At 40.8% G+C, this 25,817-nt stretch carries 41 protein-coding genes and 1 pseudogene; 8 read left to right on the top strand and 34 right to left on the bottom strand.

Annotated elements, in window-relative coordinates; all coding sequences use genetic code 11:
• Position 1 precedes the first annotated feature (1 nt).
• From QOR82_RS01085 to QOR82_RS00950, 29 genes and pseudogenes are all read right to left on the bottom strand, one after another.
• Complete coding sequence (locus tag QOR82_RS01085; RefSeq protein WP_456298557.1) at positions 2–1,213, bottom strand: phage major capsid protein; 1,212 nt, start codon at positions 1,211–1,213, stop codon at positions 2–4.
• Entirely contained in the window at positions 1,200–1,919 is a 720-nt protein-coding gene (locus QOR82_RS01080; protein WP_283582964.1) for a head maturation protease, ClpP-related, read from the bottom strand. The genes QOR82_RS01085 and QOR82_RS01080 overlap by 14 nt, the downstream gene beginning before the upstream one ends.
• The gene (locus tag QOR82_RS01075; protein ID WP_408612899.1) at positions 1,891–3,057 is read right to left on the bottom strand and encodes a phage portal protein; all 1,167 of its coding nucleotides are present in this window, start codon (positions 3,055–3,057) and stop codon (positions 1,891–1,893) included. The genes QOR82_RS01080 and QOR82_RS01075 overlap by 29 nt, the downstream gene beginning before the upstream one ends.
• Positions 3,058–3,117: 60 nt before the next feature.
• Entirely contained in the window at positions 3,118–3,297 is a 180-nt protein-coding gene (locus QOR82_RS01070; protein ID WP_283582917.1) for a DUF1056 family protein, read from the bottom strand.
• On the bottom strand, positions 3,290–5,164 hold the full coding sequence (locus QOR82_RS01065; RefSeq protein ID WP_283582916.1) for a terminase large subunit: 1,875 nt from the start codon (positions 5,162–5,164) through the stop codon (positions 3,290–3,292). Before QOR82_RS01065 ends, QOR82_RS01070 begins: the two co-directional genes overlap by 8 nt.
• Before the next feature lie 16 nt (positions 5,165–5,180).
• Entirely contained in the window at positions 5,181–5,636 is a 456-nt protein-coding gene (locus QOR82_RS01060) for a phage terminase small subunit P27 family (protein WP_283582915.1), read from the bottom strand.
• Between the two features lie 142 nt (positions 5,637–5,778).
• Positions 5,779–6,237: an HNH endonuclease gene (locus tag QOR82_RS01055; protein ID WP_283582914.1), complete on the bottom strand. Its 459-nt coding sequence runs from the start codon at positions 6,235–6,237 to the stop codon at positions 5,779–5,781.
• Between the two features lie 35 nt (positions 6,238–6,272).
• Positions 6,273–6,380 (bottom strand): hypothetical protein, encoded by a 108-nt coding sequence (locus QOR82_RS09465; protein WP_408612898.1) that lies wholly within the window; start codon positions 6,378–6,380, stop codon positions 6,273–6,275.
• A gap of 156 nt (positions 6,381–6,536) precedes the next feature.
• A complete protein-coding gene (locus QOR82_RS01050) occupies positions 6,537–6,704 on the bottom strand; it encodes a hypothetical protein (RefSeq protein ID WP_283582913.1) in 168 nt (55 codons plus the stop codon).
• Positions 6,705–7,230: 526 nt separating this feature from the next.
• Entirely contained in the window at positions 7,231–7,449 is a 219-nt protein-coding gene (locus tag QOR82_RS01045) for a helix-turn-helix domain-containing protein (RefSeq protein ID WP_278930918.1), read from the bottom strand.
• Positions 7,450–7,598: 149 nt separating this feature from the next.
• Positions 7,599–7,748: a hypothetical protein gene (locus tag QOR82_RS01040; RefSeq protein WP_278930919.1), complete on the bottom strand. Its 150-nt coding sequence runs from the start codon at positions 7,746–7,748 to the stop codon at positions 7,599–7,601.
• 82 nt (positions 7,749–7,830) lie between these two features.
• Positions 7,831–7,977 carry a hypothetical protein gene (locus QOR82_RS01035; protein ID WP_283582912.1) on the bottom strand — a complete coding sequence of 49 codons (147 nt, stop codon included), beginning with the start codon at positions 7,975–7,977 and terminating at the stop codon, positions 7,831–7,833.
• 27 nt (positions 7,978–8,004) lie between these two features.
• Positions 8,005–8,250 (bottom strand): hypothetical protein, encoded by a 246-nt coding sequence (locus QOR82_RS01030; RefSeq protein ID WP_283582911.1) that lies wholly within the window; start codon positions 8,248–8,250, stop codon positions 8,005–8,007.
• A gap of 44 nt (positions 8,251–8,294) precedes the next feature.
• On the bottom strand, positions 8,295–8,483 hold the full coding sequence (locus QOR82_RS01025) for a hypothetical protein (RefSeq protein ID WP_283582910.1): 189 nt from the start codon (positions 8,481–8,483) through the stop codon (positions 8,295–8,297).
• 753 nt (positions 8,484–9,236) lie between these two features.
• Positions 9,237–9,677 (bottom strand): ArpU family phage packaging/lysis transcriptional regulator, encoded by a 441-nt coding sequence (locus QOR82_RS01020; protein WP_283582909.1) that lies wholly within the window; start codon positions 9,675–9,677, stop codon positions 9,237–9,239.
• A 139-nt stretch (positions 9,678–9,816) separates the two neighbouring features.
• Positions 9,817–10,071, bottom strand: coding sequence for a DUF3310 domain-containing protein (locus QOR82_RS01015; protein WP_283582908.1), 255 nt, complete (start codon positions 10,069–10,071; stop codon positions 9,817–9,819).
• Between the two features lie 3 nt (positions 10,072–10,074).
• Complete coding sequence (locus QOR82_RS01010; protein WP_283582907.1) at positions 10,075–10,461, bottom strand: hypothetical protein; 387 nt, start codon at positions 10,459–10,461, stop codon at positions 10,075–10,077.
• The gene (locus QOR82_RS01005) at positions 10,418–10,993 is read right to left on the bottom strand and encodes a nucleoside 2-deoxyribosyltransferase (protein WP_283582906.1); all 576 of its coding nucleotides are present in this window, start codon (positions 10,991–10,993) and stop codon (positions 10,418–10,420) included. The genes QOR82_RS01010 and QOR82_RS01005 overlap by 44 nt, the downstream gene beginning before the upstream one ends.
• A 70-nt stretch (positions 10,994–11,063) precedes the next feature.
• A pseudogene (locus tag QOR82_RS01000) lies at positions 11,064–11,150 on the bottom strand (NUMOD4 domain-containing protein); the annotation flags it as partial.
• Positions 11,147–11,506: a VRR-NUC domain-containing protein gene (locus tag QOR82_RS00995; RefSeq protein ID WP_283582905.1), complete on the bottom strand. Its 360-nt coding sequence runs from the start codon at positions 11,504–11,506 to the stop codon at positions 11,147–11,149. The pseudogene QOR82_RS01000 and the gene QOR82_RS00995, both read right to left, overlap by 4 nt.
• Positions 11,503–11,715 carry a hypothetical protein gene (locus QOR82_RS00990; protein ID WP_283582904.1) on the bottom strand — a complete coding sequence of 71 codons (213 nt, stop codon included), beginning with the start codon at positions 11,713–11,715 and terminating at the stop codon, positions 11,503–11,505. The genes QOR82_RS00995 and QOR82_RS00990 overlap by 4 nt, the downstream gene beginning before the upstream one ends.
• Before the next feature lie 295 nt (positions 11,716–12,010).
• Positions 12,011–13,321, bottom strand: coding sequence for a virulence-associated E family protein (locus QOR82_RS00985; RefSeq protein WP_283582903.1), 1,311 nt, complete (start codon positions 13,319–13,321; stop codon positions 12,011–12,013).
• The gene (locus QOR82_RS00980) at positions 13,305–14,102 is read right to left on the bottom strand and encodes a bifunctional DNA primase/polymerase (RefSeq protein WP_283582902.1); all 798 of its coding nucleotides are present in this window, start codon (positions 14,100–14,102) and stop codon (positions 13,305–13,307) included. Before QOR82_RS00980 ends, QOR82_RS00985 begins: the two co-directional genes overlap by 17 nt.
• 93 nt (positions 14,103–14,195) lie before the next feature.
• Positions 14,196–14,768: a DUF669 domain-containing protein gene (locus QOR82_RS00975; RefSeq protein ID WP_283582901.1), complete on the bottom strand. Its 573-nt coding sequence runs from the start codon at positions 14,766–14,768 to the stop codon at positions 14,196–14,198.
• A gap of 12 nt (positions 14,769–14,780) precedes the next feature.
• The gene (locus QOR82_RS00970; protein WP_283582900.1) at positions 14,781–15,473 is read right to left on the bottom strand and encodes an AAA family ATPase; all 693 of its coding nucleotides are present in this window, start codon (positions 15,471–15,473) and stop codon (positions 14,781–14,783) included.
• Positions 15,470–16,843 carry a DEAD/DEAH box helicase gene (locus QOR82_RS00965; RefSeq protein ID WP_283582899.1) on the bottom strand — a complete coding sequence of 458 codons (1,374 nt, stop codon included), beginning with the start codon at positions 16,841–16,843 and terminating at the stop codon, positions 15,470–15,472. Before QOR82_RS00965 ends, QOR82_RS00970 begins: the two co-directional genes overlap by 4 nt.
• Complete coding sequence (locus QOR82_RS00960; protein WP_283582898.1) at positions 16,836–17,090, bottom strand: hypothetical protein; 255 nt, start codon at positions 17,088–17,090, stop codon at positions 16,836–16,838. Before QOR82_RS00960 ends, QOR82_RS00965 begins: the two co-directional genes overlap by 8 nt.
• A complete protein-coding gene (locus QOR82_RS00955) occupies positions 17,087–17,320 on the bottom strand; it encodes a hypothetical protein (protein ID WP_283582897.1) in 234 nt (77 codons plus the stop codon). The genes QOR82_RS00960 and QOR82_RS00955 overlap by 4 nt, the downstream gene beginning before the upstream one ends.
• Entirely contained in the window at positions 17,317–17,478 is a 162-nt protein-coding gene (locus QOR82_RS00950) for a hypothetical protein (protein ID WP_283582896.1), read from the bottom strand. Before QOR82_RS00950 ends, QOR82_RS00955 begins: the two co-directional genes overlap by 4 nt.
• A gap of 57 nt (positions 17,479–17,535) precedes the next feature.
• On the opposite strand from QOR82_RS00950, the gene QOR82_RS00945 reads away from it, so the two are divergent.
• Positions 17,536–18,066 carry a hypothetical protein gene (locus QOR82_RS00945; protein WP_283582895.1) on the top strand — a complete coding sequence of 177 codons (531 nt, stop codon included), beginning with the start codon at positions 17,536–17,538 and terminating at the stop codon, positions 18,064–18,066.
• Positions 18,067–18,131: 65 nt separating this feature from the next.
• Here the strand turns inward: QOR82_RS00945 and QOR82_RS00940 are convergent, their stop codons facing one another.
• On the bottom strand, positions 18,132–18,299 hold the full coding sequence (locus QOR82_RS00940; protein WP_283582894.1) for a hypothetical protein: 168 nt from the start codon (positions 18,297–18,299) through the stop codon (positions 18,132–18,134).
• Between the two features lie 114 nt (positions 18,300–18,413).
• Positions 18,414–18,740, bottom strand: coding sequence for a hypothetical protein (locus QOR82_RS00935; protein WP_283582893.1), 327 nt, complete (start codon positions 18,738–18,740; stop codon positions 18,414–18,416).
• A 58-nt stretch (positions 18,741–18,798) separates the two neighbouring features.
• On the opposite strand from QOR82_RS00935, the gene QOR82_RS00930 reads away from it, so the two are divergent.
• On the top strand, positions 18,799–19,431 hold the full coding sequence (locus QOR82_RS00930; protein ID WP_283582892.1) for a hypothetical protein: 633 nt from the start codon (positions 18,799–18,801) through the stop codon (positions 19,429–19,431).
• Positions 19,432–19,562: 131 nt separating this feature from the next.
• On the opposite strand, the gene QOR82_RS00925 is transcribed toward QOR82_RS00930, so the two are convergent.
• Together QOR82_RS00925 and QOR82_RS00920 are read right to left on the bottom strand one after the other, a co-directional pair.
• Positions 19,563–20,330 (bottom strand): phage antirepressor, encoded by a 768-nt coding sequence (locus tag QOR82_RS00925; protein ID WP_283582891.1) that lies wholly within the window; start codon positions 20,328–20,330, stop codon positions 19,563–19,565.
• A gap of 43 nt (positions 20,331–20,373) precedes the next feature.
• Complete coding sequence (locus QOR82_RS00920; protein ID WP_283582890.1) at positions 20,374–20,583, bottom strand: helix-turn-helix domain-containing protein; 210 nt, start codon at positions 20,581–20,583, stop codon at positions 20,374–20,376.
• 152 nt (positions 20,584–20,735) lie between these two features.
• Here QOR82_RS00920 and QOR82_RS00915 point away from each other — a divergent pair, with 152 nt between their 5' ends.
• From QOR82_RS00915 to QOR82_RS00890, 6 genes are all read left to right on the top strand, one after another.
• A complete protein-coding gene (locus tag QOR82_RS00915; RefSeq protein WP_283582889.1) occupies positions 20,736–21,083 on the top strand; it encodes a helix-turn-helix domain-containing protein in 348 nt (115 codons plus the stop codon).
• Positions 21,067–21,465 (top strand): ImmA/IrrE family metallo-endopeptidase, encoded by a 399-nt coding sequence (locus QOR82_RS00910; RefSeq protein ID WP_283582888.1) that lies wholly within the window; start codon positions 21,067–21,069, stop codon positions 21,463–21,465. The genes QOR82_RS00915 and QOR82_RS00910 overlap by 17 nt, the downstream gene beginning before the upstream one ends.
• A 36-nt stretch (positions 21,466–21,501) precedes the next feature.
• Positions 21,502–21,888: a hypothetical protein gene (locus QOR82_RS00905; RefSeq protein ID WP_283582887.1), complete on the top strand. Its 387-nt coding sequence runs from the start codon at positions 21,502–21,504 to the stop codon at positions 21,886–21,888.
• A gap of 8 nt (positions 21,889–21,896) precedes the next feature.
• Positions 21,897–22,538, top strand: a complete 642-nt coding sequence (locus QOR82_RS00900; protein WP_283582886.1) for a hypothetical protein — start codon at positions 21,897–21,899, stop codon at positions 22,536–22,538.
• Between the two features lie 97 nt (positions 22,539–22,635).
• Positions 22,636–23,724: a tyrosine-type recombinase/integrase gene (locus tag QOR82_RS00895; protein WP_283582885.1), complete on the top strand. Its 1,089-nt coding sequence runs from the start codon at positions 22,636–22,638 to the stop codon at positions 23,722–23,724.
• A gap of 142 nt (positions 23,725–23,866) precedes the next feature.
• Positions 23,867–25,024, top strand: coding sequence for a hydroxymethylglutaryl-CoA synthase (locus QOR82_RS00890; RefSeq protein ID WP_283582963.1), 1,158 nt, complete (start codon positions 23,867–23,869; stop codon positions 25,022–25,024).
• Positions 25,025–25,143: 119 nt separating this feature from the next.
• Here QOR82_RS00890 and QOR82_RS00885 read toward each other — a convergent pair whose 3' ends face one another.
• Positions 25,144–25,749: a DUF308 domain-containing protein gene (locus QOR82_RS00885; protein ID WP_283582884.1), complete on the bottom strand. Its 606-nt coding sequence runs from the start codon at positions 25,747–25,749 to the stop codon at positions 25,144–25,146.
• Positions 25,750–25,817 lie beyond the last annotated feature (68 nt).

Here is a 25,817-nt window from a genome sequence, read left to right as displayed (position 1 = left end):
CTTACTTGGTAACTTCTGTAGTGGCTGGGGTTTGATTAGCAACTGTCTTGAATGAGCCGACCGCCATTGCACCAGTATCAGTAGCTTGAACGTCGAACCGATCAATTACACGTACCTTGTAAGTGTTCGTTTCATAAGCACCAGCACCGATATTAGTAGCCAAAATCTGCATATCCTGGCGGTCAAACAGAGTCACAGCTTGCTTGAAATCACCAAAGTACAACGGGTGAGACCCGGAAACATCTGGTAACCACTTATCAGCAATCCGAACAACCTGATGACCATCAATCTGATAACGCCCTGGCTGAGTAACGTCTGGTTGTAACAGGTAACGTCCTTCTGCGTCCTTAGCCTTGCTTAAAATGTTGTAGCCAGATTGGTTAGTAATAAAAATGGAGGTAGTTTCGATTGCTGGATCTAGCGTGTTGTTTGACAAGTCCTTAATATCATCAAACTTGGAAATCGTTGGCTTCTTAGGAGCAGCATTCATAACACCCAAAATAGCTACGTTCCGAGTAACTGCGTCTTGCTTAGCAATTTGAGTAGTCAGATAGTTCAACAATGCTTCAGCACTATCCATCAGCAAGTCGTTGGTCAAGGTGTACATAGCACCGTAATCACTGATTAAGTACTTGATCATGTGGAGCTTGGCAGGATCAGCGCCAGGGATTTCAGCACCTTCGTCCATCTTAGCCATTGGCTTGATAGTGTTTTCGTTTTCGTAAACGCGAGAACCACGGTTCGTACCAACAGATTCAACATTGACGTAATTTTGCAGAGTCGCAAAAGAACGAACCAGCTGGTGAATAGCGGTCTGAATGTCTTGAGGAATCGTCAAGCCAAAGCCGCCATCGCCATTATTATCGACCGTTGCATCAGATGAAATCGCATCAAAACGGCCGTGAACCATATTCTTAATATCCTTGACGAACTTATCCTTAAGGTTAGTTTCTTCCTTATTTAGCGGTTTCCGATTTTCCTTACCGTTGTCCATCTTGATAACTTCAGCCGCACGGGCTTCGTCAAGTTGGTCCTTAATGGCATCACGTTGAGCCTTAGCACTGTCACGTTCTTCCTTGAGCTTAGAAAATTCCTTTTTATCGAAATTGTCGTCAAGAACGGCAGTATTAATCTTAGCATTCAGATCTGATACCTTTTGACCGGCTTCGATCCATGCGTCATTCAATTTATTAATATTTTTAGGCATTATCATTTCCTCCTTTGCCTAATAAAATAGCCAATTTCTGGTCACGTAGACTAGGAATTGACTTTTCCTTTGTTTTGTTCTCAGTTGGTTGCTTCTTAGCTGACGAAATTAATGTCAACAACTTATTTACAGCAGCTTTGGGCACAATAGGCGAGGCGGCGTTAACCACCTGTGGCGTTTTCTCATCCACAAACATAATCTTATCGGCGAAACCCTTGTCTACCGCGTCTTGTGCGGTCATCCAAGTCTCGTCTTGCATCATCTTCAAAATATCCTCACGTTTCAACCCCGTTTTATCAGCATAGGCATTCACAATTGATTGATCGGTTTTATCCATCATTTGTGAATCGTGAGCCAAATCATCAGAATTACCAGCGGTATAAGTCCATGCTTTATGAATCATCATTTGAGCTGTCGGTGACATATTAATTACATTGCCAGCCATCGCAATGACACTAGCAGCAGACGCGGCCAAACCTTCAATATTAACCGTAACCTGACCTTGATAGGCTTTCAGCTTCGTGTAGATCTCAGAAGCGGCAAACACATCACCACCATTGGAAGCAATATCAACTTCCAGATCGTCGCCATCAGCAGAATCGATTGCGTTACTTACTGAAGCCGGAGACGTTGCTGGAATGTCAAAAAATGAGTAAAAAGATGCCGCTTCGTTATCAACAATGTCACCTTTCACTGGAATCTTCTTCGTCATCATTATCACCTCCTTCCGCTGAAGTATCATTACCGGAAACAACCTGCACTGGCTGAACTTGTGCTTGTGATTGTTCTTTCTTAGGCAAGTCATCTGGCAAGTAATTGTTTTGCTGTAATAGCCATGTGACTTGGTTAGCATCTAAGACACCTGACTTTTGCAAGTTAGCCACCGTTGAAGCATAGTCATCCCCCAGCGGATCAACCGCAGCACGCAAATCCATTGTGATATTTGCGTTAAGCTTGGTATTAAGCTCTCCCACAATTGCCTTAGCAAATCGTGACAGTGACTTAATGTAATCGCTGTTCATCATTTGTACAGACGACTGCTGATCGCCCTGGCCATTGATAATTGAATCAGAAACACCATAGACCTTTGCAATTTGCTGGCTGGTCCATTGAACCTGGTCCAGTAACTGTGCCACATTGTTTTTGATTTCCAACGGTGTGTACTCTTCCAAGTCATCTAAAACAATTGGTCCGCTGTTTGACTCATTCGTTTGCTTCATGAACTTGCGCGAACGTGCCGCTTTATCAGCATCACTCAGCAAACCACCATGTTTTACGGTCAGCACTCCAGGCGACATAATCGACCGAGCCAATGCTGAAAGAGTCAGCTTGTTAGATTGATTCTTGATTTGAAGTTCGTTGGCTAAAGCAGAGAGTGGACTAACACCAGTTTTCCCACCGTTTTTACTAAGCAAGCGGATATGAATCATATTCGACTGTGGAATAGCTTCAACACCAGTACCGGGTTCATCAAAAGTGACGTTATAAATTAAACCCGAACCGTCTTCTAACAAAAAAGGAGTAACCTGATCGGGTCTCAGGTACTCCCATGACATATCTGTTCCGTTTTCATTACGCCAACGGTATGCAAAGCATTCACCACCTAACAGTAACTGGGCAAACATTGATTGCCAAAACGCATGCCCATTGCTAGTTTGCGTAGGGTTATTTAAAATTCCCTGGGCGCGTGGCGCATCGGCTTTTAATGTACCATTAGCCAGATCGGAGCTTAACTGAAAAACGATTGAATAAACGTCAGAGTTTTTAAGAGCAGCTCGTGCGTCAACATAGCGATCGTCACCCTCGTTAGTCAGGAAATGCAACACATCACTATCATCGTTGATTGCCATTCCCTGGCTAGATGATTTTCTTACATTCAAAATCGGCAATAGCATTCACCTCCTTTCTTATTAAAGGCTGGACGCTATTTTTTCAGATAACCAGCCCAGTAAAAGCAAGCCTGCCGCAATGGCAAAAATGCCAGCAACAAAGCTCAGTAAAAAGCATCCCCATACCGCAAAAGCAATAGCGGCAAGAAAACATATGATATCAAAATACTGCCATATACTCTTAAAAAATTTGCTAATCAAGTAAACCACTATCCTTGCTTTCAAACCACTTCTTTACCTGCTCAGCTGTCATCCGATCAACCTGTTGACTCTTATCGTTAGCAATTCCAAAGTCCTCGAAGTGATACATGCCTTGATAAAGAGCATCAATAATTGCATCGACTACGTCAATCTTTAACGTGGCTTTGGCTTTATCAACCTGAATGCCAATCTTATCTTCGTATAATTCGGCATTAATCAAAGCCTTTTCCATAATCTTGTCATCTAAGCGAGTCACATTGCCTTCTACAAAGATCTTTTGCAAGAACTTAGTTGGGTCTTTTAGCTCAGAGGTCCGTTGACGAATAGCCTCCAACGGAAAGTCAGTGTTCAAATCCATCTGTTTGATCGCATTGGTAGCACCCCAGGCATCATAGCCAAAGAAAATGACATGGAGCCGATTCTCTTCAACATAAGTTAGCAACCAGTTGTACACCTGGTCATCATTGATTAACCCCTGTGGGTGGCTTGTAATCGTGCAATAGCCTTTCTTAACAAGTTCACGATACTCAATACCATCCTGTTTTTCTTTAGCTTGAATTGACCCTGCCTTATTCCAAGGAATAAAACTATGCTGTTCGATATGCCATTTTTGTTCACCATTCTCGTCTTGATACGGATAAACGAAGGCGATTGCCGTATTATCACTGAACATCGAGTAGTCAAACCCGATATATACGTCACGGCCGCGAATATCAAACTCAGGAATCACCGCTGACTCAATATCGGACAACTTCAGATAAGCGTTAGTGGCTTCCTGCAACCATAAATTGAGGTTCTTGTTCTGAAAGTCATCGACAGTACCAGCAAGCATGTCAGCATCACGTTTGTCACGTAAACCGTCCATCAGGACATCTTTCTGGCTTGGCAAATCCAGCAGCGGATTCGATTTTACCCAAGTGCCGGGCTTAAAAGTTTCATCCAGACTGTCCTGTGCCCAAATTAAACCAAGTGTCCGATCAGCTTCTCGGCTAAAGTCCTGCTCCATGACCTGTTGAATAGTTTTCTGCTCATCATGGAAAGGCACCGAAGGGTCAGGATAAGAAGTCGAAATCTCGATGTACTGGTGATTCGGCACCTTAACTTGTCCGGAAACAATCTTTTTCGTTCCTTCACGGCTGTTAATGTTCCCCACTTCATCAAAAACCGCTGTCGTAAAGTGATACGAGTCATACTTTCCGGCATTAAAAGACAGGGGTCGGAGATTGTTATTAAATTTGTTCATCACAATGCCAGTGTGGTCATGAATAATCAGATCGTCTTCTTTAGCCAGTTTGGCAAATACCGGCTGATCATCAATGATCTTTCTAAGCATGTTTTTAATATAACCATATAGCTTACCGGTTTGATCATAGTTCTCAGCAGTTACCAGGAAGTCTTGGTTAGATAGGCCCATCGACTCAATCAGAAACGAATAAGTCATGTAGATAGCCATTAAATAAGTTTTTCCTTGCCCACGAGCAACAGAAAGCACAACCCGTGTGAAGCGCTTCGTGTTTAATTCGTCACGCCAGCCAAACAACATTCCGAAAATGAACTGTTGCCAGGGCATCAGTTGAGTTGGCTTCCCAGTATCAACATTAGGAGCAATACCAGCAAACTTCAGAATTTTATTAACTTCATTTAAATCGTAATGAAATGAAAAATCGGTGTTTTCAGCGCGTTGTAAGTCACGAATATGACGTAAAGCCGCTAGTTTCATTAAGTATCCTGTGATGTATTTACCATCAAGCACATCAAAGGCGTACTTAGTTGCGGGGTCCGTATATTTCTTGCGAAGATCATTGACTTTTAAGGTGTGATAAGCACCCTCCACATCATGAGTCTGAGTTAAATCGATTCCTTGCACTCATTACACCTCCCGACTAAACCAAGCCAATATCTTTAAGCTGATCAGCAACAGACTTGCCTTTCTTGGAACTAGCAATCTTCATTAAGTCCTGCCGTGCTTTCGGTGATAGCCCTAGTTGAGAGCCAATTGCTTTTAACTGCTTTAGAGCATCATTCATAGTTGTCACAGCTGGATTCTTTCGTACACCTACAAAGTCCTTGCCAATGATTTCACCAGCGGAATTTTGCACTGACCGGAACAACTTATCCTGAATGCCATTCTTTGAAATGTCAGCATAAGCAATTCGGTACAGTTCGTACTCAGTACAATATTGCTCGACCAGCGAAGCATCGATTCGCTGTACTCGGCTAGTTGACTCGAGATAAGGCACAATCTTGCGCCAAGTTTGCTGAGCTAATTTGCCTAAATATTCAGGCGGTTTACTAGGCAATTGCCCGTTATTTTGCTTAAAATAGGCACTTTTTGCCATGTTTTTGGTCTCCTTTCGTATTGTTTACATCTGTAGTCAGCCCCGGACGCCCAAAATTTTTAAAAACACCGCTTGCATGCAAGACGACTGCAATGTGTGCGCTCTTCCTGGATGGGCACCAGGGCGGGGGATGTTTCAAAAATTATTTTATTTTTAAAATTTTAGCGATGGTCGGAATGTCTTGTATTTCAGCCACTTTTTTAGGAGTGCTATTTTTACCGGTTCCGTAATATTTTTGCTCCCACTGGGTTTTGAGATGGTGACACTGTCGGCAGGTAGTCGCGAGGTTGCTTAACGATGTCATCAATGCATCGTCATACTCGATCGGCACGACGTGGTCGACTGTGTTGCTGTTTGGTTTGCCACAGTACTGACAAACATAATGATCACGATCTAATGCTTGCTGTCTTAATGCTTGCCATTGCTGTGTGTGATAGAACTGATACTGCTTTGACTTAGTATCGTTACGATACCTAGTCACTGTGTTATATCTATGCTCATAGTCTTTACTATGTGACCGTGCCCAGCGTTGCCTATTCGCTAAGTACTCTGCTTCATGTACATGGTGCTTAGTACAGTAATGATCAGGATAAGCAACCATTGCATGGCAACCAGGATACCGGCAGCGTCGATACCTCATGAGTTCAATACCTCTACTACAAACACAATGATATAGATCAGTACTACCAATCCTAGATATATCCACACTGGTAACAGTACCAACCACCATGACCATGCAACCATGTGGGCTAACTTAGCGGCGGCAAACAATGCAGTTAAAACAATCATTAACCACTTCATGTCATTCACTCCCTATCAATCAGTGCAAGCATTAAATTATCGATGCGAAATCTGTAGAAATTGCACCAATAAAAAAAGCGGTGGTAAAAAACCATCGCCTTAACTTAACCTCTCATCAATCATCTTGCGTAGTTCTAACAAATCGTCTTGTGTCGCTATATCACGCACATACTTGCGAGCATAAGAACGGTAACGGTAAACACGTTGCTTATCCTTGTTTTTATCGTTCCACTTCTTATTAGCCTTTAATTGAGCTTCACTAACCATAATGTCGACCTTCTCACGTTAATATGGTATACTGAATATGCAAAAGGACAAGAGGTCCCAGCTCTCGTCCCTTTGCGTTCCGGAAATAAAGCTAACCCGCTAACCGCTATTTGCGATTAGCTTTTTTTATTATCGCATAAGCCTTAGCGAAGTTAATCGCGGCTACCGACAATAACCAAATCGTCAGTGCGATAACATGGCAGCCTCTCTTTCCGGAGTACTGTTATTTCCATCAGTATCATCCCCTTTCCGGATTCAGGGAATCACTTCCGGAACGCTGTAGTCTTTCAGGCGTCCCTTACTTGACTACATTTATATTATACATTATTAACGTGTAGATAACAACAGAATATTGAAAGAATCTCATTTATTTTTACGTAATTTAAAAGCCGACAGGTCAACGCTTGTCGGCTTTTTTCTTTTGATTCATATCCAAACATTTCAACTACTAGCCGCGCAAGGCTATCCTTATACTTGATTGCATCCTCCTGAATAAAAAAGACGGTAGCCAATGCTATCGCCTTAATTACTTATCCTGTTTTCTAGGGTCCTTAACCCCCGTGATGGCCTCCATGCCCTCGGTGGTCACAACCCAGGTCGTTCCAAATTTCCTAATCGACCCTGCCGGAAACTTATCCGGATTCTGCTTGTAAAATATGCGGACATAACTCTCGCTATGTCCCCATATCGTAGACGCTTCCTTAGCGTCCATGATGTCTGGGCTATCAAGGTTTACTTTAGACATAAGTGAAGCACCCCATCAATTGCCAACAGTACGAATCCAGCAACGATAGCCCATTTTGCTATGGTATAACGCTTCTTCTCTTTTCTAGTCATGATATAATTGGATATGGCAATAAGGGGAGTCGCTATCGGCTCAACCCTCGTTGTTAGTTATTTAAGAAAATGCTTGAGCAACCAATCAATGATATTTAGCAGAACGCCTATCGGGAAGGCTAACGCTGTAATCATTGCGTAGAGCGAAGTTCGATTTTTCAATCGTTCTTCCTCTAGCTCAAGCTTTTTCTTTTTATGCTTTGCCATATCCTTATCACCTCCTCGACTATTATAATATCACGTTTGCGTATTTATATCAATACTTTTGCGTGATTAGTTGAGGCTTTTTTTATTTATTTTTGTGTACTTTAAAAGCCGGCAAGCGTTGACCTGTCGGCTTTTTCTTCACCTTTCGTTTACGGGTATGCTCAGCATGATTGAGCATGTACAGTTCAGCACTGCTGCTAACCGTGCCCCAGTTCTTAGTCCATTTCATATTGTTCTCCAAAATAAAAAGCCAGCGTTAAGCTGACCAATACTCTTTCAATATATTCATTACTTTATGCCATACATCAGATCTCGCTCCACTATACCATTCTCCTTTTGGTGGCAGCGGTGGCAAGCAGTCCGCGTTATATATTTGGCTATCAAAATCTACAAACATCGGTTCAAAGCCCCACACACGAATGACTAGAATTGTGTCTTTGTATTCCGCCACAACATCATCGCTTATCTGATTTAATTTTGCTAATAAAGTTGCTTTATCCATTTTTGTCACTCCAATAAAAAAAGACGGTAGCCATTGCTATCGTCTTAATGCTTACTCAACTCAGTTCGTCGCTGATCAATATAATTTGCAAAATTATCCAGGTCTTTTTCACTAGCCATTTCTAAAATGAAATGCTTAGCGTTTGATCGGTACTGATAAAGCCTTTGCTTGTCTTTGTTGTTGTCGTTCCACTTTTTATTAGCTTTGCGTCGTGCCTCACTTATTTTTGCCACGATGGAGTCCTCCTAATATGTAGAGAGTAACAACTAACGTTGTTGCAATGCTGAATACATCGTTCTTAGTAAAACATGCAAGCCAAATTAAAACAATCATGAAACAGGAAATTATATCATACTTTGTCATGATAAATTGATACATGGTAGAATGATACACGAATAAGGGGTCATTTGGCCCCTCATTCTTAATAGTTATTTGCCGTTGTGACGATGTCTATCAATCATATCCCAGATTAATGCGATTGAGGAAACGATTGAAAAAATTGTTGCAGCGGCATCTTTTATATCACTCAAAATTCCATGCATCTTTATCCCTCCCTTCACTTATTATAATACACCTTATATAGGTACAAGTCAAGTTAACAGAGAGATTCTTTTATTAGCAAAAAAGGCTGTGCTTTATTCAGAAGAAAATTGATTGGGGTCTAACCTTCTTTCTGTATAATTTGCACAGTCTCAATATGGAAGCGGCAGGAATTGCACCTGCCAGCACAATGCTTGTGTCCCTCTAGGTCTCCATAACGACCGCCGCAGTTCTCGGACAATAAACCTATTGTAGGAAGTAAATTGATGAATGAATAGTGAATGCAATGTCAATTTGATTTTAAAGGGCTATTATTAACTGCGACGATTAATAAGCAGTTTAATGACATGCCCAGGTCGTAATGCTTTTCATTAATTCCACGATACTAGTATATGTTCATTTTGGGCCGATCGAGGGCCGATAAAAGGCCGACAAAAGGCCGATTTTTATTTATAAACATGTAGATCGTTTACGTCGAGGTGATTATGTGTTGTCTGATATAAGTAGCGATCAGCAAACTCACATAGTGCAATTCGCTTTAAGTCTTTATAACGGCTAAAGCTATACTGAAGCTCAACGGCAATCTTCCAATCCGGCAAACCATCAATATACTTCTTAGTTAAGATTGCATTGGAAAAAGCACGGCAATTGCTGATTGCTCTGCTTACACAGCACACTACCGACTCAGCATAAGCAACTTCAACATAATGTTGTTCATTCGTATTGCCTACTGGTGATCCTTTCGGCATTCCTGTAATCTGCGGGCTTTTTAAATCGATACGGTTAGTGCCAGCGATTTGCAAGTAGCGCTGTAAATCATTAGTAAGAAAACGCCGTACATTATCCGCAGTTGCTTTCGTATCGATGTCTAGCCCGTGTAAAATCATTTATCCACGCTCCTTACAATGATTACCCCGCATAGTGCAGACATAATTAAACTAATAATTACTGCTGCATGCGGTACGATTAATGCCAATACTATCCATAGCGACACGATGATTAAGATTGTTAATAAGTCTCCTAATGTCACGGCCACTCAACTCCTGCCTCAGCATATTCCTCGCGCAATTTCTTCAGTTTGCGCATTTCAGCCAGATAAGTATCAGCTTTAGCATTATCTAACTCTTTAGGAACTCCGGGTTTATGGCCTGCTCTTCGCTGATACTTGATAATATTAATCCTACAAAAGCCAATACACTGTTCATAAGGGAAATGACGATTTTCCATTTCCCAAAACAAATCATGACCACGTTTATTTTTATAGTAATTGCGTCTTAACATGATTCACCTCTTTGCTCCCCAACCTCTGCGTGTCTTTAGCCAGTTTTGATGGTTCAGCTCCGTTAACTCGTTTGATTGTGCTATCGTCCTTTTGACTCGTATATAACTTACGTGCATGCGTTTACCGATCTCAGTTAAGTTTTTACCTTGCTTCATATATCGAACCATTTGCGAGTACTTAACTGTGCCTTTAGCAATTGGCCGAATTCTTTTGGCACTTTTGCCACTAAAATCAGTCTTGCGGCGAAGTTCATAAAAAACTTGCAGTTCACTTTTGGGGATGAAATCTTCCAAACGGCTGTCGTTATTAGGCCGCCAAGCCTCTGGATATTTTTCCTTTAGTCGTTTAATCTCGTCCTGAATTTTTAGTTCCTTGATCCAGTTCGTCAATGATGTCACCCCACTTCTGAATCCCTTTAGGATTAAGCGACAAAATTGCGCCGTATAAGTACTGGTTAATCGACCAGCTACGACGATCGCCAGCTTCGGGGATGTTAGTTCGACGAATATCATACGAATGGAAATAATAGCGTTTCCCAGTCGGCTGAATGCGTTCTTGTTGTGCCCACTGGCCAAGTTCAACATTCGTGCCCACATTGTTGTTCGACACTTCAAAAATAATAATGTCTGACTTAGCCATTCCTTTGGTATCATGATCAAAGATTTTCTCAGCTAGGCTGTTATTGCTATCCTCAGTTTGATTCTGTTTGTCGTTGATTTCTTCATCATCCTGTGGTGAGTAAACATCATAACCAAGTCGGCGCAGCTGTTGATCCTCTTCCGCATGCTTAGCTTGATTAGCCACACTTAGCATGTCGCCACCGTTGTATACCAGTAGTTTTGGTGTTTTTGCCATTTTCTTAGCTTTCGCCTCAATTCTTTCTTGTGCTTGCTGTAATTCTTTCTCAAGCGCTTTATTCATTCGTCTTCCTCCACTGGTTCAAGTGCATCTTCCCAGTCAATATCTAAATAGGGTTTGAAACCTTCCATGATTCATGGGTTAGTACCCTAACCCGTCCTAAGTTTGAAACTTGATATAAGTTTTCATAGCCTTCTATATCTTTCCAAATTTCTTTCATTTTTCTTTTTCCTTCCAATCAGGATAACCATAACCAACTAATTCTTTATCAATTGTTTTTATAGCATCATCCACACTGCGAGCACAGCAATGAATAATATGATGTTTCATTAGCATCTTGTGAAAACGAATCTGGTCTTGTCTCAATTGGCCTTTTTCGTTTTTTACTTCGATGTAACAAATTTTTCCGTTTGACCATTTAAAGCAATATAAGTCCGGGTGTCCCTTAGGTAGTCCCGTATCGAACCAGCGCCCATCAGTAGTCTTAACCTTACCCACGTTGCTTCGGAAGATCGTGCAATGATGGGTTGAAACGGCAACCAAAATATCAGACTGGATTTTATGCTCTGGGGTCATCGTGTTTGCTCAATACTTTCCACATCCGATAGACGGAAAATAATCTGTCCCGTCGTGTCATCTGAATTAATGTAAGTTGCTTGCATTGGTACGTTCGACTTTCGCCAGAATAAGTCGATTAAGTCGACCAGCCCGTATTGATCACGGACGGTCTCCAGGTCAATCAGGCGAACGTCACCTGATTTGAAATTAATATATGTTTTAGTCATTGTTACCTCCTAATAATGGGCCTTTCACCCGTCCGGTGGATACAGTTCACTGACTTTTAGTTAGCAAGGGTGACACTAAAAATATAGTGTCACCATGTGTCACTCCTTACTCTCCCAAGGGATTGACCCTTAAAGTGACACATTTTTGATTTTTAAAAAAATTTCTCATGTGTGTGCTATATATAGATACATAACAGAACTTTTATATATAGTGGTAATGTCACCTTTACGGTGTAAACCCTTGGGGCTGTAAGGCTCAACCCGGTGACACATCGGGTGACACTATTTCAATGTGTCACCTTCTCAAATACCCTCGCTTAGTTTCTCCATGAATCTTCTTACGCCCTTTTCGCCATCCAAACCGATTAATCATAATGTTAGAGATTTGGTTTGATAGTTTTCGATTCTTAGCTAGATTCACACCAGCTGCCACTTTTAGACCGATGGTGTCACTGGATAAGAAATCAACGTTTTTCCAATCGTTGTCTAAAGCATCGGCAATGGAATCTTCCAGTGTGTCGGTGTACATGAAGTTCTTACGGTGGTCATCAAGCATGGCTTGCTGTTCAGCGGTTAAGTCAAAGCTATAATCGTCATTTTGATACATTTGAACGGCTTCACCCCACACTTGTCTAACATCCTCGCTCGTTAATTCAGTAACCGGGTTAAACTGCTGTTTATTCTTATCAACCAGTAATGGCAAGAATCTACGTTCGCCGGTTTTATCCTTTAAGTAGTACAAATTATTGGTTGTTCGAGCCATGATAAAGCCCTTTGGAAAACGTTCTGATTGATGGCCATATGGCTTTCGATATTCAAAAACCTGTAACGTAACAAACTTTTTAAGAATCTCAAAACTACTATTATTAGTCGCAGTCATTTCATCATCATTAACAATTAAATTTCTGCGCATTACAGCAAAATCATCTTTGTTATCGAAAGTAGAGAATTGATCCGTGTAATAACCACATGGTGCTAGTTTTTGCAAGATTGTTGTTTTCCCAGCGCCCTGGCCACCAACTAGATCTAACACGAAGTCGAATTTACAGGTTGGATCATAGGCTTTAGCTACTCCGCCAACAAACCAAATCTTTGCGATCAGCATTGTTACTGGTGTCGGTTCAACACCAAGCCATTTAGTAAAGAAATTTTCAATATGTGATTCGCCGTCGTAGTGTTTAACTGCATCATTAAAATAATCAGTAACTGGATTGTATTGATGCCTAGCCGCAACCACGTTCAAAGCGCTTCGAATATGTTTGTTATCAAACAGTACATTGCGGTAATCGTCTTTGTTTCTTTCAATGTATGAAGCGATTTCGTCAATGTAAGTGTCTTTTAATTGACCTGGCTTGATTAACATCTTTTTACTGCTTTTTACCACGTCAATTTCATTGGTAAATTCATTAAATTTGAACATCCCTTGAAGCTCAGGATCGTTTTCTAAAATCAGCTCAATGTTATATAAACTGTTGGCTTTTACATTGCCATTGCGATCAAAATGGAAGTGCAATTTTTGCTGTTCTTCCTTATCAACGTGGCTTTTTAGTTTGTTAGCATTTTTTTCAAAATCAATAATATCTTTGCTTTTATCCGTCGTTCTCACCTACCCTTCTGAGTTCCTTTTTGATCATACTGTCAACGGTCGTAATGACTTCTTTATCAGGTAATTTATCTGGAGTTTTACTGTTTGCAATTCTTGCCAGCTCTAACACACAATTAGGATCTACATTGCGGAACAATAGCCCACCAGCAAAAGCTGCCAATGCATTATTTCGGCCACCTGTTGGTCCCAAGCCTTTAACAATCTGTTCAAACAATTCGGACGTCTTGGTGTGTCCTTTTGGGTGATATTGAGTTAGCTGTTTATGGCTAACCTCAGGCTCGGCTTTTTTCTCAATCAATTGAATTAGCTCTTCGGGTGGTTCAATCATTGATTGATGGTTAACCCATTTGTAACGCTTATGATCGATCAATGACGGTGCTACAACCACGTAGTTATTCGGATGAGCTTTAATGTCTACTCCAGGCAGAAAACCAATGTTTTGCGTAATTCGCTCAGCTGGCTTTTTAAAAAAGAATTGGAATCCGTTGTGTGCAGTTTTCTGGCAAAGTGTCTTGAACCATTCTGGATGGTTCAAATCTTTAATCGCTTGAGTACCGTCATTCCCACCCGGATGCCGATCAACATCAACCACAAAAAACTGCTCGGTTTTTAATGCAATATTAATTGGCAAATATTTATTTTCCCTCCAAAACTTTCTTAGATTGTCTGGTGTCATAGCAGGCTGGTCAGCAAATTTAATCAGTGGTTTCTTGCCGATCGTTGGAACGACGCTAAAACCATGCTCAGCATATTGAATTGCATACTTTAATAGACTTTGCATTTCTAATCTCCTGTTGCTCCGTCAATGTCTGGGTCGAACCCGCCTGGCAAAGGTTCACTCCTAAGTGCTGTTAAATAAGTTTTCCTCAGACTTTTAAAAAGGCAAAGCATCATCATTAGCTGTGCCGTCATCACTGCTGTTTGAACCAGTTGGCAGATCTTCATCTTTAATTGTGCTTTCTGGAGTCTCAGCAAAGTCGTATGAACGGTAGGGATTGTCTGGGTCCTTCTTGTTTGGCCGTTCACTGATGTGCATTTTTACAGTGGCACCTTCATTTCCACGGAATTTTTCAACAATTTTCTCAATGACATCAGTGGTATTGCCATCAAAGTCGCTATCTTCCAGATTTACGTTAGATAGAGCTGCTACCTTAGCCACAGTTTTAATTGCTCGGTCAACTACAAAATCGGGCATTTTTGAACCATCTTTCTTAGTATCTGCTAAGTTAACGAAGACTCGTTCGTGGCGGCCAGCGTAGTCACCTTCAATTACTTGCATATCGAAAGTAAGAGCTTCAAAACCTGACTTTTTAGATACGAAATGTTCAGCTTTATTCATGATGGCAGTGTAATCACCTGCTGGGATATCTTCATATCCAGTGTTGATATTATCTTTCTTAGCGTCCCAGCCATTGGTTGCGTTCTTGTATGCTTTTAATAAACTCATTATTTATTCCTCCTAAAACATTCCCTTGCACGATTCCAATAATTGACGAACACGTTCGTTCTTAATATCTGCTGGTTTATACTTAGCTCGCCGATCAGTAACGGTCCGCGTATAGTGGTCTTTGCCAAACTTCTGTGTATGAATCACCAGATCACAGTTACCATTTACGATGTTGTAATACTTAGTTTTTAACGATGGCACTAACTCCGGAATACCACTGTTATCATCGTTAATCTCATTTTCACGGCTGATATAAATTACATTGAGCGGTAGAGACTTTAAGTCCATCACAAATTGCTGTAATGTCGTGTTGAAAATAGAAAAGCCTTTTCCATATCCCATGTCGCTAAGACTACGTACATTGTTTTCAATACAAATTGCTTGCTCAATCATGACGCAGATATCATCGATGACATCAATAATGATGGTCTGAAACGAATTATTCTCGTCCTGTAGCGCTGTTAGAATGCCATCTAGTTGATCAATACATGATTGCTTTAAACTGCCGTCCGAATTGCGTAGGTTCCGAATCTGGATGCTTGGCGCAGTTCCTTGTTCACTATTGCCATCAGTGTTTAGTGAGAGTGGATGTGGGAAGAAACTAGCGAAATAGCTTTTTCCTGACATTGGCGCTCCGTAGATAAAATAGTTATGCGGAGCTAGTACTGGTTTTACTGGTTTATCTGCTGGTAATGTAACTTTCATCTTTTCCTCCTGTTTTTCCATTGATAATAGGCCCAGCCTGGTTTGAAGCCATGCAGTTTTGCATAAGCTTGCAATTCAGCCAGGGATTTTAATTGCCCTGGTGATTTACCAGCTACGTTAGCCATCACATTGCTGGTCATGATTTTGTGAGCAATAGATTTCCTGTGTTGAATTTCCTGTAAATCGACATTAACAATCTTGTAGTCTTGCACAGTAGACCGTAGCTCGTGGCCACACAATGGACACCGATTGCCGTGCATATCTTTCCGATAAAAAACACCGAAGCAGTATTTGCACTGATATATTGCTGGGCCGTTGTCAGTGCCAGTTTTCTTACGCTTATCTCTAGTTGTCGCGGCTTTACGCCAATCATGATCATCATCAGGCAAACCGTGGGTTAAATAATTGTCAACGTGGTCAATGATGATGGCAGTTTTATCTTTTCGTGGATTAAGGCATCTCATCGAAAACTGGAGATAAAGTGATAGCGACGAAGTTGGCCGAGCCATAATCACGCAGTCAACATTTGGCAAGTCAACACCTTCCGTAAAAAGATTGACGTTGGCTAAAATGGTCAACTGTTGATTACGAAAATGCTGAACGATTACATCACGTTGTTTGGCTGGTGTACTACCGTCAACTTCTTCAGCCGTGATGTGAGCTTTACGAAATTGCTCGACAACTTGTTTGGCACTTTCAACTGAGTGGCAATAAACTACTGCTTGTTTACCACTTGCCAAACGTTGATATTGTCGAACAATATTGCCATAAATCTGATGGCTAATAGCTTGATCCATACTGTTTGTACTGTAATCACCATGTGCCTTACGTAGCTTTGAGCGGTCAATATCACTAAGAGCGTAATATTTAAAAGGCGCTAAGAAGCCATTTTTTGTTAGCCATTGAATTGATTGACCAACAACAATGTCATCACTGATTTGATCTAGTTGATTATGCCCAGTTCGTATTGGTGTGGCTGTAAAGTACAGTATGTAGGCACGTGGAAAAGCATCAATAATTCGGCGATAGCTTCTAGCTAAGGCATGATGGCCTTCGTCTATGAATATCAATGCTGGCGGTGGTAATTTATTAACTCGCCTAGTCAGCGATTGAACCATCCCCATAGTGGCCAAACTCATATCAACATCTTGTTGTTTGAATGCCTTAATAGCTTGATCTAAGACTTCGTGGCGATGAATAACAAACATTACTTGATTACCTTTGGCTGTTGCTCGCCTAGCAATCTCTGCCATGATTACCGTCTTGCCGGTTCGTGGTGGCTGTTGAACCACAATACGATGGTGGCCATGCAGCATCGATTGCTGGACCTGTTTGATGGTTTTAACTTGGTAATCTCTTAGCTTAAGCATCAATTTTCAGTTCCCGCATCTCGTCGTAAATCCTACTTAACGCTAAATCGCAGACAGCCGAATTAAGGTGCTTGGCCGCCTTGTCTTCGGCATTACGCATGCTTCCATAGCTTTGTGCTGAAAGCTTTTTGACATACCGAATCGCTTGGCCATAGGTCTGGCACTGTCCGTAAGCCTCTTTGATGAGCACGTCAGACTTTTCATTTACGGTTGAAGCAAAGTCAACCATCCAATCGTTATCTGTCATTGCGTCCCCAGCTTTCTATAGGTATGAATTGCTTTTTCCATTAACCAGCGATAGTCATAAAGTCGCTTCAAAGCTTGTATTTGATCTACTTGTGTATGAGCGATGGCATTCATGACCATTAAGTGCGACATCTTTAATTCATCGAATGTGGTACAATTGAACCAATCGAGAATTTTGTTTTGTTCGTCAGTTGTTGCAGCAGCTGGCGCTTTTTTTGTACTAATTTTCATAAATCTGAGTCCTCCTCTAAATCGGCTTTGTTTGCTTCCCACTCGTCTTTACTTAATCCAGTACCGCGATAGCCTTCATCCTCGTCCGGCTCCAGCCACTCATCTTCTAAGTGCGCTAAGGCTTCGTCATTGCGGCGATCAAGTTCATCTTGGTTCATGTGATCACTTCCTTTCTGATAAAATCTAAGTAGTCTAATATAAAGGTGGTGAAAATATTGGTTTATCTACAACTTTTATCGATTTGCGTGTCTTTTAGCGCCATATTTATTTCCAATTGGTTAGGCCGTAAGGATGAAGATAGAAAATTTAAACGCTCGCAGAAACTGAAACGTTACAATGATTTCTATATTCCATTCATCAAGTTTTTCTATGAAAACCGTCCTTCAGCCTATTTGTTCTTTTTCATGGTTGTAAATGGTTCATATAAAAACCTTTACAACTTAATCGTTAAAAATCTTGAATATTTAGATCCAAAATCCACTGAAGAGTTTTACCGTTTGAGCACTGATTCTGTAGATCAATTACAAGCTCCAGCCAACGAATTAATTAAAAAGTTGAATAATAAGGATCTAGAAGGAACGGAAATCAAATTCAATAATGAACAGCAAAAGTCATATAATCGGTTTAACGACTTTGTATTGTCAGTATTAAAGGAATCAGAATGCTTAGCAGAAGAGTTAGGCCTAGAACCAATTGGAAAATCTCTTTATGACATTTATTCAAAGTCCATACGTCGTCCTCAATAGCACACATAAGCAATGCTATTAAAGGGTCAACGCATCCAATGATTCCTAAATAAATTTCCATTAAGTCACCTCCGGGTGGCTTTTTCTTCTGCCACACCTGCCATCGTCCATATAAGGAACAGAAGTGAGAAAACTACGCCGCCGAGAAACATCTCGATGTTTTCGGTGTCATAAGCATGGACAGTAATGCCTACGCCAATGGCTTCTACAATCACTAGTGCGATTTCACTCATTGTGTTCCCTTCTTTTTAATTCCTTTACTCGTTCTGCCAGCCCCATCGTGGTGACTAGGCTTGCCAGTAGCAGAACCGCTACGATCACGCCAATGTATATCATGCTTTTCCTCTTTATGGTTGCGGTTGATTCCAGTCGATTTCTGATATATGATCTTGAATCCACTTCTTAGCGACTGGAAGATTGACTTTAATCGATCTACCTTTGCCTGGAAACGGAGCTGTTGACCACTTTCTTGTCTCCGGATAAGCGTCCAGGATAAAAAGCTGGATCCATGCTTTAGCCTTGTGACCAGGAATAAATTGTCTCAGCTCCTCAAGCGGAACCCATTTTTCTTCAGGCTCAGCTGGTTTGCTAATTAAATATGGTTTCAGCATTTCAGCTGCTGCCTTTCTATCCTCAGGCGGCGCTTCACGGATTAGCTCTAGTAGTGCGCTCATTTAATATCACTTCCTTTCTGATGTAAAATAAACATAAAAAACAAAGGAGTTTCTAAATATGAATAATCCCGATGCTCACTATCCCATCAATGCTCCAAAGTATTTCCCACAACAATGTCCTGTCTGTTTGCATGATATTGAATTAAAACCTGTATACAAAGAATTCGGAACAAACGGTCAGTTGTGGGTTTTTAAATGTCCTCGTTATCAATGTCAAGCTGTTTTCTCTGTTTTGCATACGGAACATAAAACCGTTCAGTTCCCGGGTGATAATCAATCACTTATGAACCAAGACGAGCTTCGTGCTATTTCAGAACGTTTTGTCACAACTTATAATCAGGCAATTAAGGCCGAACGACTTAAAATGACAGAACTTTATGGCGAAGGTTATCGAAAAGCAGTTGAATATCTTGTAAAAGACTTTTTGATTAAGTTTGGAAATCTTTCTAAAAGCGAGAAGCAAATATCAAAAATGCATCTTGGAGATGCCGTTAATAAGTTACCCGACGCTAGATTGGTAAATCTTGCAAAAGCTTCTACATGGCTTGGGAACGACCAATCCCACGTGCTTCAAAAACATCCTGAATATGGCGTAGAAGACTTAAAAAAGTTCATCGAGGCATTGGCTGCATTTTCAATTTATACAATGCGTGCTAAGCAAGCCGAAGAATTTGTCAATTCTGATGATTAAGCAATTTGTTAACCAACTCAGCATTTTTCTGGGATAAATCTTTCCAGAAAAGTGCTTCTTTTTTCGCCTTATCAAGTTCTTGTTTAAGCTTTTCTTCGCTCATGGTTGACCTCCTTTCTGTGGATGGAAAACTAAGCCGCAAGAAAGTAATTAGTGAAGTATTGCTGACCTTTTCCTGTAACTTTCGTAGTTTTATTAACTCGGGTAGTACCGTTGCTATCAATTGAGGTGCTTTCCTTAACTTTGAACAATCCCTTATCCATTGCCATTTGTGTTGGTGCATTGTAGTCAGTGCCGCGACGTTTGATCAGGTAACCATTTTCACGTAGCCATTGGAAGAAATGATTTTGTCCCATCGTTACTTTTTGACCATCAACAACGATGTAATCAACTCCATTAGCTTTTATAATCTTGGCCATCTCTCCAATTAGGATATTGGTTTTGGCGGTTGAAACTGCGTCAGCAAACAATGCCTTAGGCTTCATTTGTTCGATTTGAATGTCTTTCTGTTTTAATTGATCGGCAGCTTGTTGAAGCAAGTCTGCTAATCCTTGCGCATTATGAGTAATATCAAATGCTTTCTGATCAGTCATGTAGGCACCATGCTTACGAATCGTCGGTAAAACTTCGTGAGTAATCCAGCGTTTAAATTCATGGGCTTCTGGTTTACGGCTTGCAATAATTAATTCATAAAGCCCATATTCATTAACCACATTGGTTTCACCTTGACGCCCTAAGTTGAACTTAGACCGTTCATCATCATCTAATCGGCTCAAAGCAACCGTTGTGTTGGTAAGCCCGAGAATGCTGGTAATGTCAGTGGCAACAAAATATGGTTCACTATCGATGGTCAATGTGCGAACTTGATGCCCGCGAAAATTAAATAATTGTGGTTGCATTTGTTTGCCCTCTTTTTAGTTATTGTTTTCGAAACTTTTAATCTTAAGAAAAATCGCTGACTTGGATATGTAAATTATCAGCGATTAACTTAGCCTCAGAATAATAGAAATCTTTGCCATCAATTCGGTTCAGCTTCTGATTAAAGGTTGATCGGGAAACATGGATCAAACTGGCGAGTTCGGATTGAGTTTTGCCATTCTTCTTCATTTCAACCATTAATCCGTAATAAGGTTCTGCTTTATCCTTTACCATATGGCACCTCCTTGTTTAGTTTCGTAATCGCAACTCGATTACATGTATCATTTTACACGTCTATGTTTCGATGTCAATAACTTTTGACTATTTTTTTAAACAAATGTTGCTAAAATGAAACATTACTGATAATATATAGATGTTGAGAGGATATGATTGAAATGTCACTTGGAGAGAAAATAAAAAAATTACGAAAAGAAAATCATCTTACTCTAGAACAGATGGCTAATAAATTGAATGCAAATAATTCAAAAGCAGGTTTCAGCAAGGGCAGGCTGTCAAGGTGGGAAAGCGGAAAAGATGAACCTCGTCTTTCCTCCTTAAAACAAGTTGCTGACTTATTTAATGTTTCAATTGATTATTTCTTTGAAAATAAGCCTAGCAAACAAATTAAAGCTGATCTTTCCGATGATGATGTGTTATTCACCTATCAAGGTAAACCATTAACGGATTTAGAAAAGCAAATGATTAGGAGGTTGATGGATGGAAAATCTAATTAATTGGCTTCTTAATTATGCTTTCGATCATGGCATTGGTTATGTGCTGACTGATGAATTGCCATCATCTATTCCACACACTGCCAGTGCTAAACACAGAATGATTCTTATTAATAAACATTATGGTAATCCGCAAGAGATGCCATTTGCGATTGCTCATGAGATTGGTCACGTGATGGATGGTGACCTCGGTATTAGGTACTACTGCTCAGCTATCATCCACGACAAAGCTGAGTATCGAGCTAATGTCTTTGGCATTCAGCTAATCCAGCAGTACTGTGATCATGAAGATATCCACATCAGCAATGCCGTAAAATTCTGTGAAGTGTTTGGAGTGCCGTCAAGGCTTGATTATATTGTTGCTCTGAATTTGTCCAAATCCTGATGACGTTAAAAGCTGATTTTTAGGAGGTTATTTTAAATGGCTAAAAAGATTGTTGGAGAAGATGGCAAGGTTTACAAAAAAGTAGATAATTTGGCCGCATCTACACGAAGCCGTAAGCCAGAACTGATTATTGGCGGTATCGCCGGTGTAGTTTCTATCATTATGATCGCTAGTTCTTTCGGCTTAGCTGCTGTAGCTGATGCTTTCGGTGGAGGTGGCGCATATACTGGCAAGATGGCGCTTGGCATTGTCTTAGCAATAGTTGCTTTTTGTTTGCTATTTGCCATTAACAAGCATCGCAAACTGATTGGTACTCTAGTGCTGTTGTGTGGGCTGTACATTTTATTCTGTTGTGGCGTATTTGGTATAATTGGCGGAATCATTTATATCGTTGATGCCATTATGATTTTTGCAAGAAAGTAGGATTTAAAATGGCGAAAAAGATTACTGACCAAAATGGCGATACTTATGTAGAAGTAAAGCCTTGGTACAAACGTTGGTGGATTTGGGTATTAGCAATTATTGTTGTTCTTTTTATTATTGGCGCTTTATCTGGTGGACACAGTAGTAAAGGTAAGAAAGCTGGTTCTGCCACTACCGCTTCTACTCCATCATCAATCACTGTTGATTATGACGACTACAATGTCAAAGACAGCAAAGATTACAACGTTAATTACTCTAATAGTGATTGGAACGCTGCAAAGGTTTCAATTAATAAGATTACCGTTTACAAATTGAGCAAGCCTTATAAATTAGATACGGCTAATAATGGCAAGTACAATATCAACGGGTTTATTAAGATCCATATGAAGATTAAAGCAAATTCTGATATTTCTATCTATCCTCAACAAGGTACGGCTAACTTTAATAATGACCAGGAAGAGGCTATGGGAGAAAGCTGGGATGGTGATATTAACAAAGGGGCTGTAAAGTCTGGGAATGTCTATATTCCTGTTAAAAATTTGTCCAAAGCAACAGATATCAAAAATTTGCGATTTAAGTTTGATGCTAATGGCCAGGATAATTATGATGATTCCTATACATATGACATTACTTTGAACTTACAAAAATAAAAAATCCGTCCCCTGCTGACACAGAGAACGGACTATGGGTTGATAACTTTGGCGAGCATATCAACCCTTCAAGTATAGCATATTGGAGGGAATCACAATGGCACAATTTTTAAAGCGTGGCCGTGGCTGGCAAGCACGAATTCAGTGGCGTGATAGTTTTGGCAAGCGGCACACTAAGTCAAAATCAGGCTTTAAAACCAAAGCCCTGGCTAAAAAGTGGGCTATCACTAATGAAGAACAACTTAACATTGGCCTGAAAATTGATAGGGCTGTTAGCCTTGCTGATTATTATGAGCATTGGATTAATACTTATAAGCAAGACAAAGTCGCTGAAGTAACCATGCAAACATATCTAACTTTGGGCAAGGACCTTCGTGATTACTTTGGCAATACTGGCATCAAAAATATTACCAGAATGCAGTATCAGGAGTTTATCAATGGTTATGGTAAGGACCATGCGCCAACCAGTGTACAAAAGATCAATGGATTCATTCGTTCTTGTGTGCAGTCAGCTATTCTTGATGACTACCTAACAAAAGATTTTACTCAGGGTGTTGCTCTTGGTGGTAATAAGAACTTAGTTGTTAAGGTGCAATACCTCAACATTAAAGAGATTAAGGCCCTTTTACATGCTGCCAATACTCACTTAACACCCCATTTTACCAGCCGTTACATGATTATCACCGCAATCTACACAGGAATGCGTCTATCTGAAATTCAAGCACTGACGTGGAAGGATATTGATTTTCAGCAGCAAACCATTTCAATTAATAAATCTTGGAATTTTCATATTCGGCAATTTAAAGCAACTAAAAACCCGTCTTCAGTACGTACTATCCGGGTCAATCCTGAATTGCTGGCATTGCTTTCTCAGCTACGCTCTAACAGAGCTTCTACGATGGTTTTCACGAACCAGTATGGTACAATACCGACTAGCAACGCTGTAAATAAAACCCTGCGTAAATTGTTGAATGAATTAAATATTCATAAACGTAACTTTCACTTTCATAGCTTAAGGCACAGTCATGTTGCTTTGCTCTTAGCTAATGGCATTGACATCTATGCTATTTCGAAGCGTCTTGGCCACAGCAATATTAAAACTACAGCTAACACGTATGCTTATCTGATTGACGAGTACAAGGACCAAACAGATAAGCAAATCATTTCAGCTTTAAGTGTGCTATGAGCTTGGCACACATTTGACACACAAAGGTGTGAAAAACAGCGTCATATCAAGGGGAGTGCCGCCTGTACTCTCCTTTTATTACAAGCTCTAAAGCGTTGTTACTTTTCAACGTTTTAGAGCTTTTCTTTTAGGAGGATCTATGATGGATATCGGTATTGATAAAATGGCTTTTGCTACGACAAATTATTACTTAGATTTAGTCGACCTGGCTAAAGCCCGCAAAGTCGACCCGAACAAATATTTAATCGGCATTGGTCAAAGCAAACAAGCAGTTGTTCCAGCAAGTCAAGACGTCGTCACAATTGGTGCCGCGGCAGCAGAAAAATTGTTGACTCCCGCCTTAAAAAAAGAAATTACTAGTGTTCTCGTGGCCACGGAATCTGGAATCGACAACTCTAAGGCAGTCGCTACTTATATTCAGCATTTACTCGGGCTCTCCGCTTTCGTCCGGGTCGCTGAAATTAAACAAGCCTGCTATGGTGGTACCGCAGCACTCATGATGGCGCGTGGTTTAGTCGCAGCGAACCCACAAGAAAAGGTCCTGGTCATCGCTAGTGACATTGCTCGCTACGGGCTGAACACCCCCGGGGAAGTAACTCAGGGTGCCGGGGCGGTCGCTATGATTGTTTCTTCTCATCCCCACGTGTTAAAGCTAGGTCAAACTTCGGTAGCATATTCCCGAGACATTATGGATTTTTGGCGGCCGCTTTATTCAGAAAATGCGATGGTCGATGGCCACTACTCAACGCAAGTATTTATCGACTTTTTTAAAAATTGTTTCAGTCACTATCAACAGCAAACTGGCTGTCAGCTAGCCGACTTCTCGGCCATCTTGACCCACCTCCCCTTTACCAAAATGGCCACCAAGGGGCTTAATGGCTTGTTAGGTGAGCGCCAAGATGAAGTTGCCACGACTTTGCGTCAATCATTAAAAGCAAGTCAAGTATATTCCCGCATCGTTGGTAATCTCTATACCGGTTCACTCTATCTCGGTTTGCTTTCCTACTTAGAAAACGGCCAGCCAAAAAGTGGTGAATTAATCGGTCTCTTCTCTTATGGTTCGGGAGCCGCAGGTGAGTTCTTCACTGCAAGGCTTGTCGATGGTTATCAGGATTATATTAATGACGTTCGTACAGATTTGGCAAAGCGCCAGCAAGTTTCCGTTTCACAATATGAAAAGATGTTCAAACAACAACTAGGCCTCCAAAATGCAGATGTTACTTTCGACATTAGTCACGATCACAGTCGTTTTGTTCTGACAGGACAGAAAAATCATCAACGTCAGTACCAGAGACGATAAATGCTGAACTCGGCAATGATCAACTACTAGCAAATCGTCTCCAACCCAAAAGTAGCCCCTAATAACCCGACTTTAGCCGGACATTAGGGGCCACTTTTTGTTCAAATTATGTATTTGACTTATTTTTGAGTAAAGTCGTAAGTTGTCTTCCCATCCTTAACTGTATAAAGGACAGTCTTCGAACTGCCAGGCTTCATCAGACTGATCGAATAACCACTGCCCAATCCCGGTTCAATCTGAGACGAGGTCTGGCGAAGAGATTTGGTCAGGTTCGACCAACCAATTTGACTGCCCTGATCTGGATTCTGTACCAAATAATTGAGAGCCCGCTTGCTTTCCGAGTTTGTCGGCTTGATTTGATAAGTCTTGGTCGAGCTAACAAATTGAACATCACCCATCTTGCTGTAACCCTTCTGGAGCTGACGCAAAATGTACATTTCTTTTTCATTCTGACTCTGGCCATTGTTAGTAGTCATGCTCTGCTGATTTGAAAAGCTGCTGAGACTGCTGCGAGTCGTTTGCTGACTCGACTGACTGCTCGACGAAGCACTTCGCTGATTATTGTGCCAAACCGGCAGCCGCCAAATCCCGATAACTAACATCGCTAGACTGATGATTACCATAAAAGTCGGCCATTTCCATGTTCGGTACTCCATCCAGGAATTGGCCAGGTAAAAACCACTCAAGATCAACATTAATCCGCCAAATAGCGCCAAAAAAATCATAAAATATTTACTCCTCAGTTTTATCATTAAAACTTATTGTCGCTCAAACGAGCTTTAGTTACAATAGT

Source organism: Limosilactobacillus difficilis (assembly GCF_947387495.1).
Lineage (GTDB): Bacteria > Bacillota > Bacilli > Lactobacillales > Lactobacillaceae > Limosilactobacillus > Limosilactobacillus difficilis.
Note: the sequence above shows the minus strand (reverse complement) of the source record. Positions and strands in the feature narration are given on the sequence as shown.

Bases quoted from the DNA above. Each gene is read 5' to 3' on its own strand.
- QOR82_RS01050 (WP_283582913.1), bottom strand. From the start codon at position 6,704: ATGGTTAGTGAAGCTCAATTAAAGGCTAATAAGAAGTGGAACGATAAA.
- QOR82_RS01075 (WP_408612899.1), bottom strand. From the start codon at position 3,057: ATGGCAATCAACGATGATAGTGATGTGTTGCATTTCCTGACTAACGAG.
- QOR82_RS09465 (WP_408612898.1), bottom strand. From the start codon at position 6,380: ATGGTTGCATGGTCATGGTGGTTGGTACTGTTACCAGTGTGGATATAT.
- QOR82_RS00975 (WP_283582901.1), bottom strand. From the start codon at position 14,768: ATGAGTTTATTAAAAGCATACAAGAACGCAACCAATGGCTGGGACGCT.
- QOR82_RS01035 (WP_283582912.1), bottom strand. From the start codon at position 7,977: ATGAAATGGACTAAGAACTGGGGCACGGTTAGCAGCAGTGCTGAACTG.
- QOR82_RS01005 (WP_283582906.1), bottom strand. From the start codon at position 10,993: ATGAATAAAGCGCTTGAGAAAGAATTACAGCAAGCACAAGAAAGAATT.
- QOR82_RS01055 (WP_283582914.1), bottom strand. From the start codon at position 6,237: ATGGTTGCTTATCCTGATCATTACTGTACTAAGCACCATGTACATGAA.
- QOR82_RS00940 (WP_283582894.1), bottom strand. From the start codon at position 18,299: ATGAGTGAAATCGCACTAGTGATTGTAGAAGCCATTGGCGTAGGCATT.
- QOR82_RS01030 (WP_283582911.1), bottom strand. From the start codon at position 8,250: ATGGATAAAGCAACTTTATTAGCAAAATTAAATCAGATAAGCGATGAT.
- QOR82_RS01015 (WP_283582908.1), bottom strand. From the start codon at position 10,071: ATGTTAAGACGCAATTACTATAAAAATAAACGTGGTCATGATTTGTTT.
- QOR82_RS00995 (WP_283582905.1), bottom strand. From the start codon at position 11,506: ATGACCCCAGAGCATAAAATCCAGTCTGATATTTTGGTTGCCGTTTCA.
- QOR82_RS01085 (WP_456298557.1), bottom strand. From the start codon at position 1,213: ATGATAATGCCTAAAAATATTAATAAATTGAATGACGCATGGATCGAA.
- QOR82_RS01040 (WP_278930919.1), bottom strand. From the start codon at position 7,748: ATGGCAAAGCATAAAAAGAAAAAGCTTGAGCTAGAGGAAGAACGATTG.
- QOR82_RS00915 (WP_283582889.1), top strand. From the start codon at position 20,736: ATGATTGAAATGTCACTTGGAGAGAAAATAAAAAAATTACGAAAAGAA.
- QOR82_RS00885 (WP_283582884.1), bottom strand. From the start codon at position 25,749: ATGATTTTTTTGGCGCTATTTGGCGGATTAATGTTGATCTTGAGTGGT.
- QOR82_RS00905 (WP_283582887.1), top strand. From the start codon at position 21,502: ATGGCTAAAAAGATTGTTGGAGAAGATGGCAAGGTTTACAAAAAAGTA.
- QOR82_RS00920 (WP_283582890.1), bottom strand. From the start codon at position 20,583: ATGGTAAAGGATAAAGCAGAACCTTATTACGGATTAATGGTTGAAATG.
- QOR82_RS00930 (WP_283582892.1), top strand. From the start codon at position 18,799: ATGAATAATCCCGATGCTCACTATCCCATCAATGCTCCAAAGTATTTC.
- QOR82_RS01020 (WP_283582909.1), bottom strand. From the start codon at position 9,677: ATGATTTTACACGGGCTAGACATCGATACGAAAGCAACTGCGGATAAT.
- QOR82_RS00895 (WP_283582885.1), top strand. From the start codon at position 22,636: ATGGCACAATTTTTAAAGCGTGGCCGTGGCTGGCAAGCACGAATTCAG.
- QOR82_RS00955 (WP_283582897.1), bottom strand. From the start codon at position 17,320: ATGAAAATTAGTACAAAAAAAGCGCCAGCTGCTGCAACAACTGACGAA.
- QOR82_RS00960 (WP_283582898.1), bottom strand. From the start codon at position 17,090: ATGACAGATAACGATTGGATGGTTGACTTTGCTTCAACCGTAAATGAA.
- QOR82_RS01045 (WP_278930918.1), bottom strand. From the start codon at position 7,449: ATGTCTAAAGTAAACCTTGATAGCCCAGACATCATGGACGCTAAGGAA.
- QOR82_RS00990 (WP_283582904.1), bottom strand. From the start codon at position 11,715: ATGACTAAAACATATATTAATTTCAAATCAGGTGACGTTCGCCTGATT.
- QOR82_RS00890 (WP_283582963.1), top strand. From the start codon at position 23,867: ATGGATATCGGTATTGATAAAATGGCTTTTGCTACGACAAATTATTAC.
- QOR82_RS01080 (WP_283582964.1), bottom strand. From the start codon at position 1,919: ATGACGAAGAAGATTCCAGTGAAAGGTGACATTGTTGATAACGAAGCG.
- QOR82_RS00950 (WP_283582896.1), bottom strand. From the start codon at position 17,478: ATGAACCAAGATGAACTTGATCGCCGCAATGACGAAGCCTTAGCGCAC.
- QOR82_RS00910 (WP_283582888.1), top strand. From the start codon at position 21,067: ATGGAAAATCTAATTAATTGGCTTCTTAATTATGCTTTCGATCATGGC.
- QOR82_RS01060 (WP_283582915.1), bottom strand. From the start codon at position 5,636: ATGGCAAAAAGTGCCTATTTTAAGCAAAATAACGGGCAATTGCCTAGT.
- QOR82_RS00925 (WP_283582891.1), bottom strand. From the start codon at position 20,330: ATGCAACCACAATTATTTAATTTTCGCGGGCATCAAGTTCGCACATTG.
- QOR82_RS00965 (WP_283582899.1), bottom strand. From the start codon at position 16,843: ATGCTTAAGCTAAGAGATTACCAAGTTAAAACCATCAAACAGGTCCAG.
- QOR82_RS00935 (WP_283582893.1), bottom strand. From the start codon at position 18,740: ATGAGCGCACTACTAGAGCTAATCCGTGAAGCGCCGCCTGAGGATAGA.
- QOR82_RS00900 (WP_283582886.1), top strand. From the start codon at position 21,897: ATGGCGAAAAAGATTACTGACCAAAATGGCGATACTTATGTAGAAGTA.
- QOR82_RS00980 (WP_283582902.1), bottom strand. From the start codon at position 14,102: ATGCAAAGTCTATTAAAGTATGCAATTCAATATGCTGAGCATGGTTTT.
- QOR82_RS00970 (WP_283582900.1), bottom strand. From the start codon at position 15,473: ATGAAAGTTACATTACCAGCAGATAAACCAGTAAAACCAGTACTAGCT.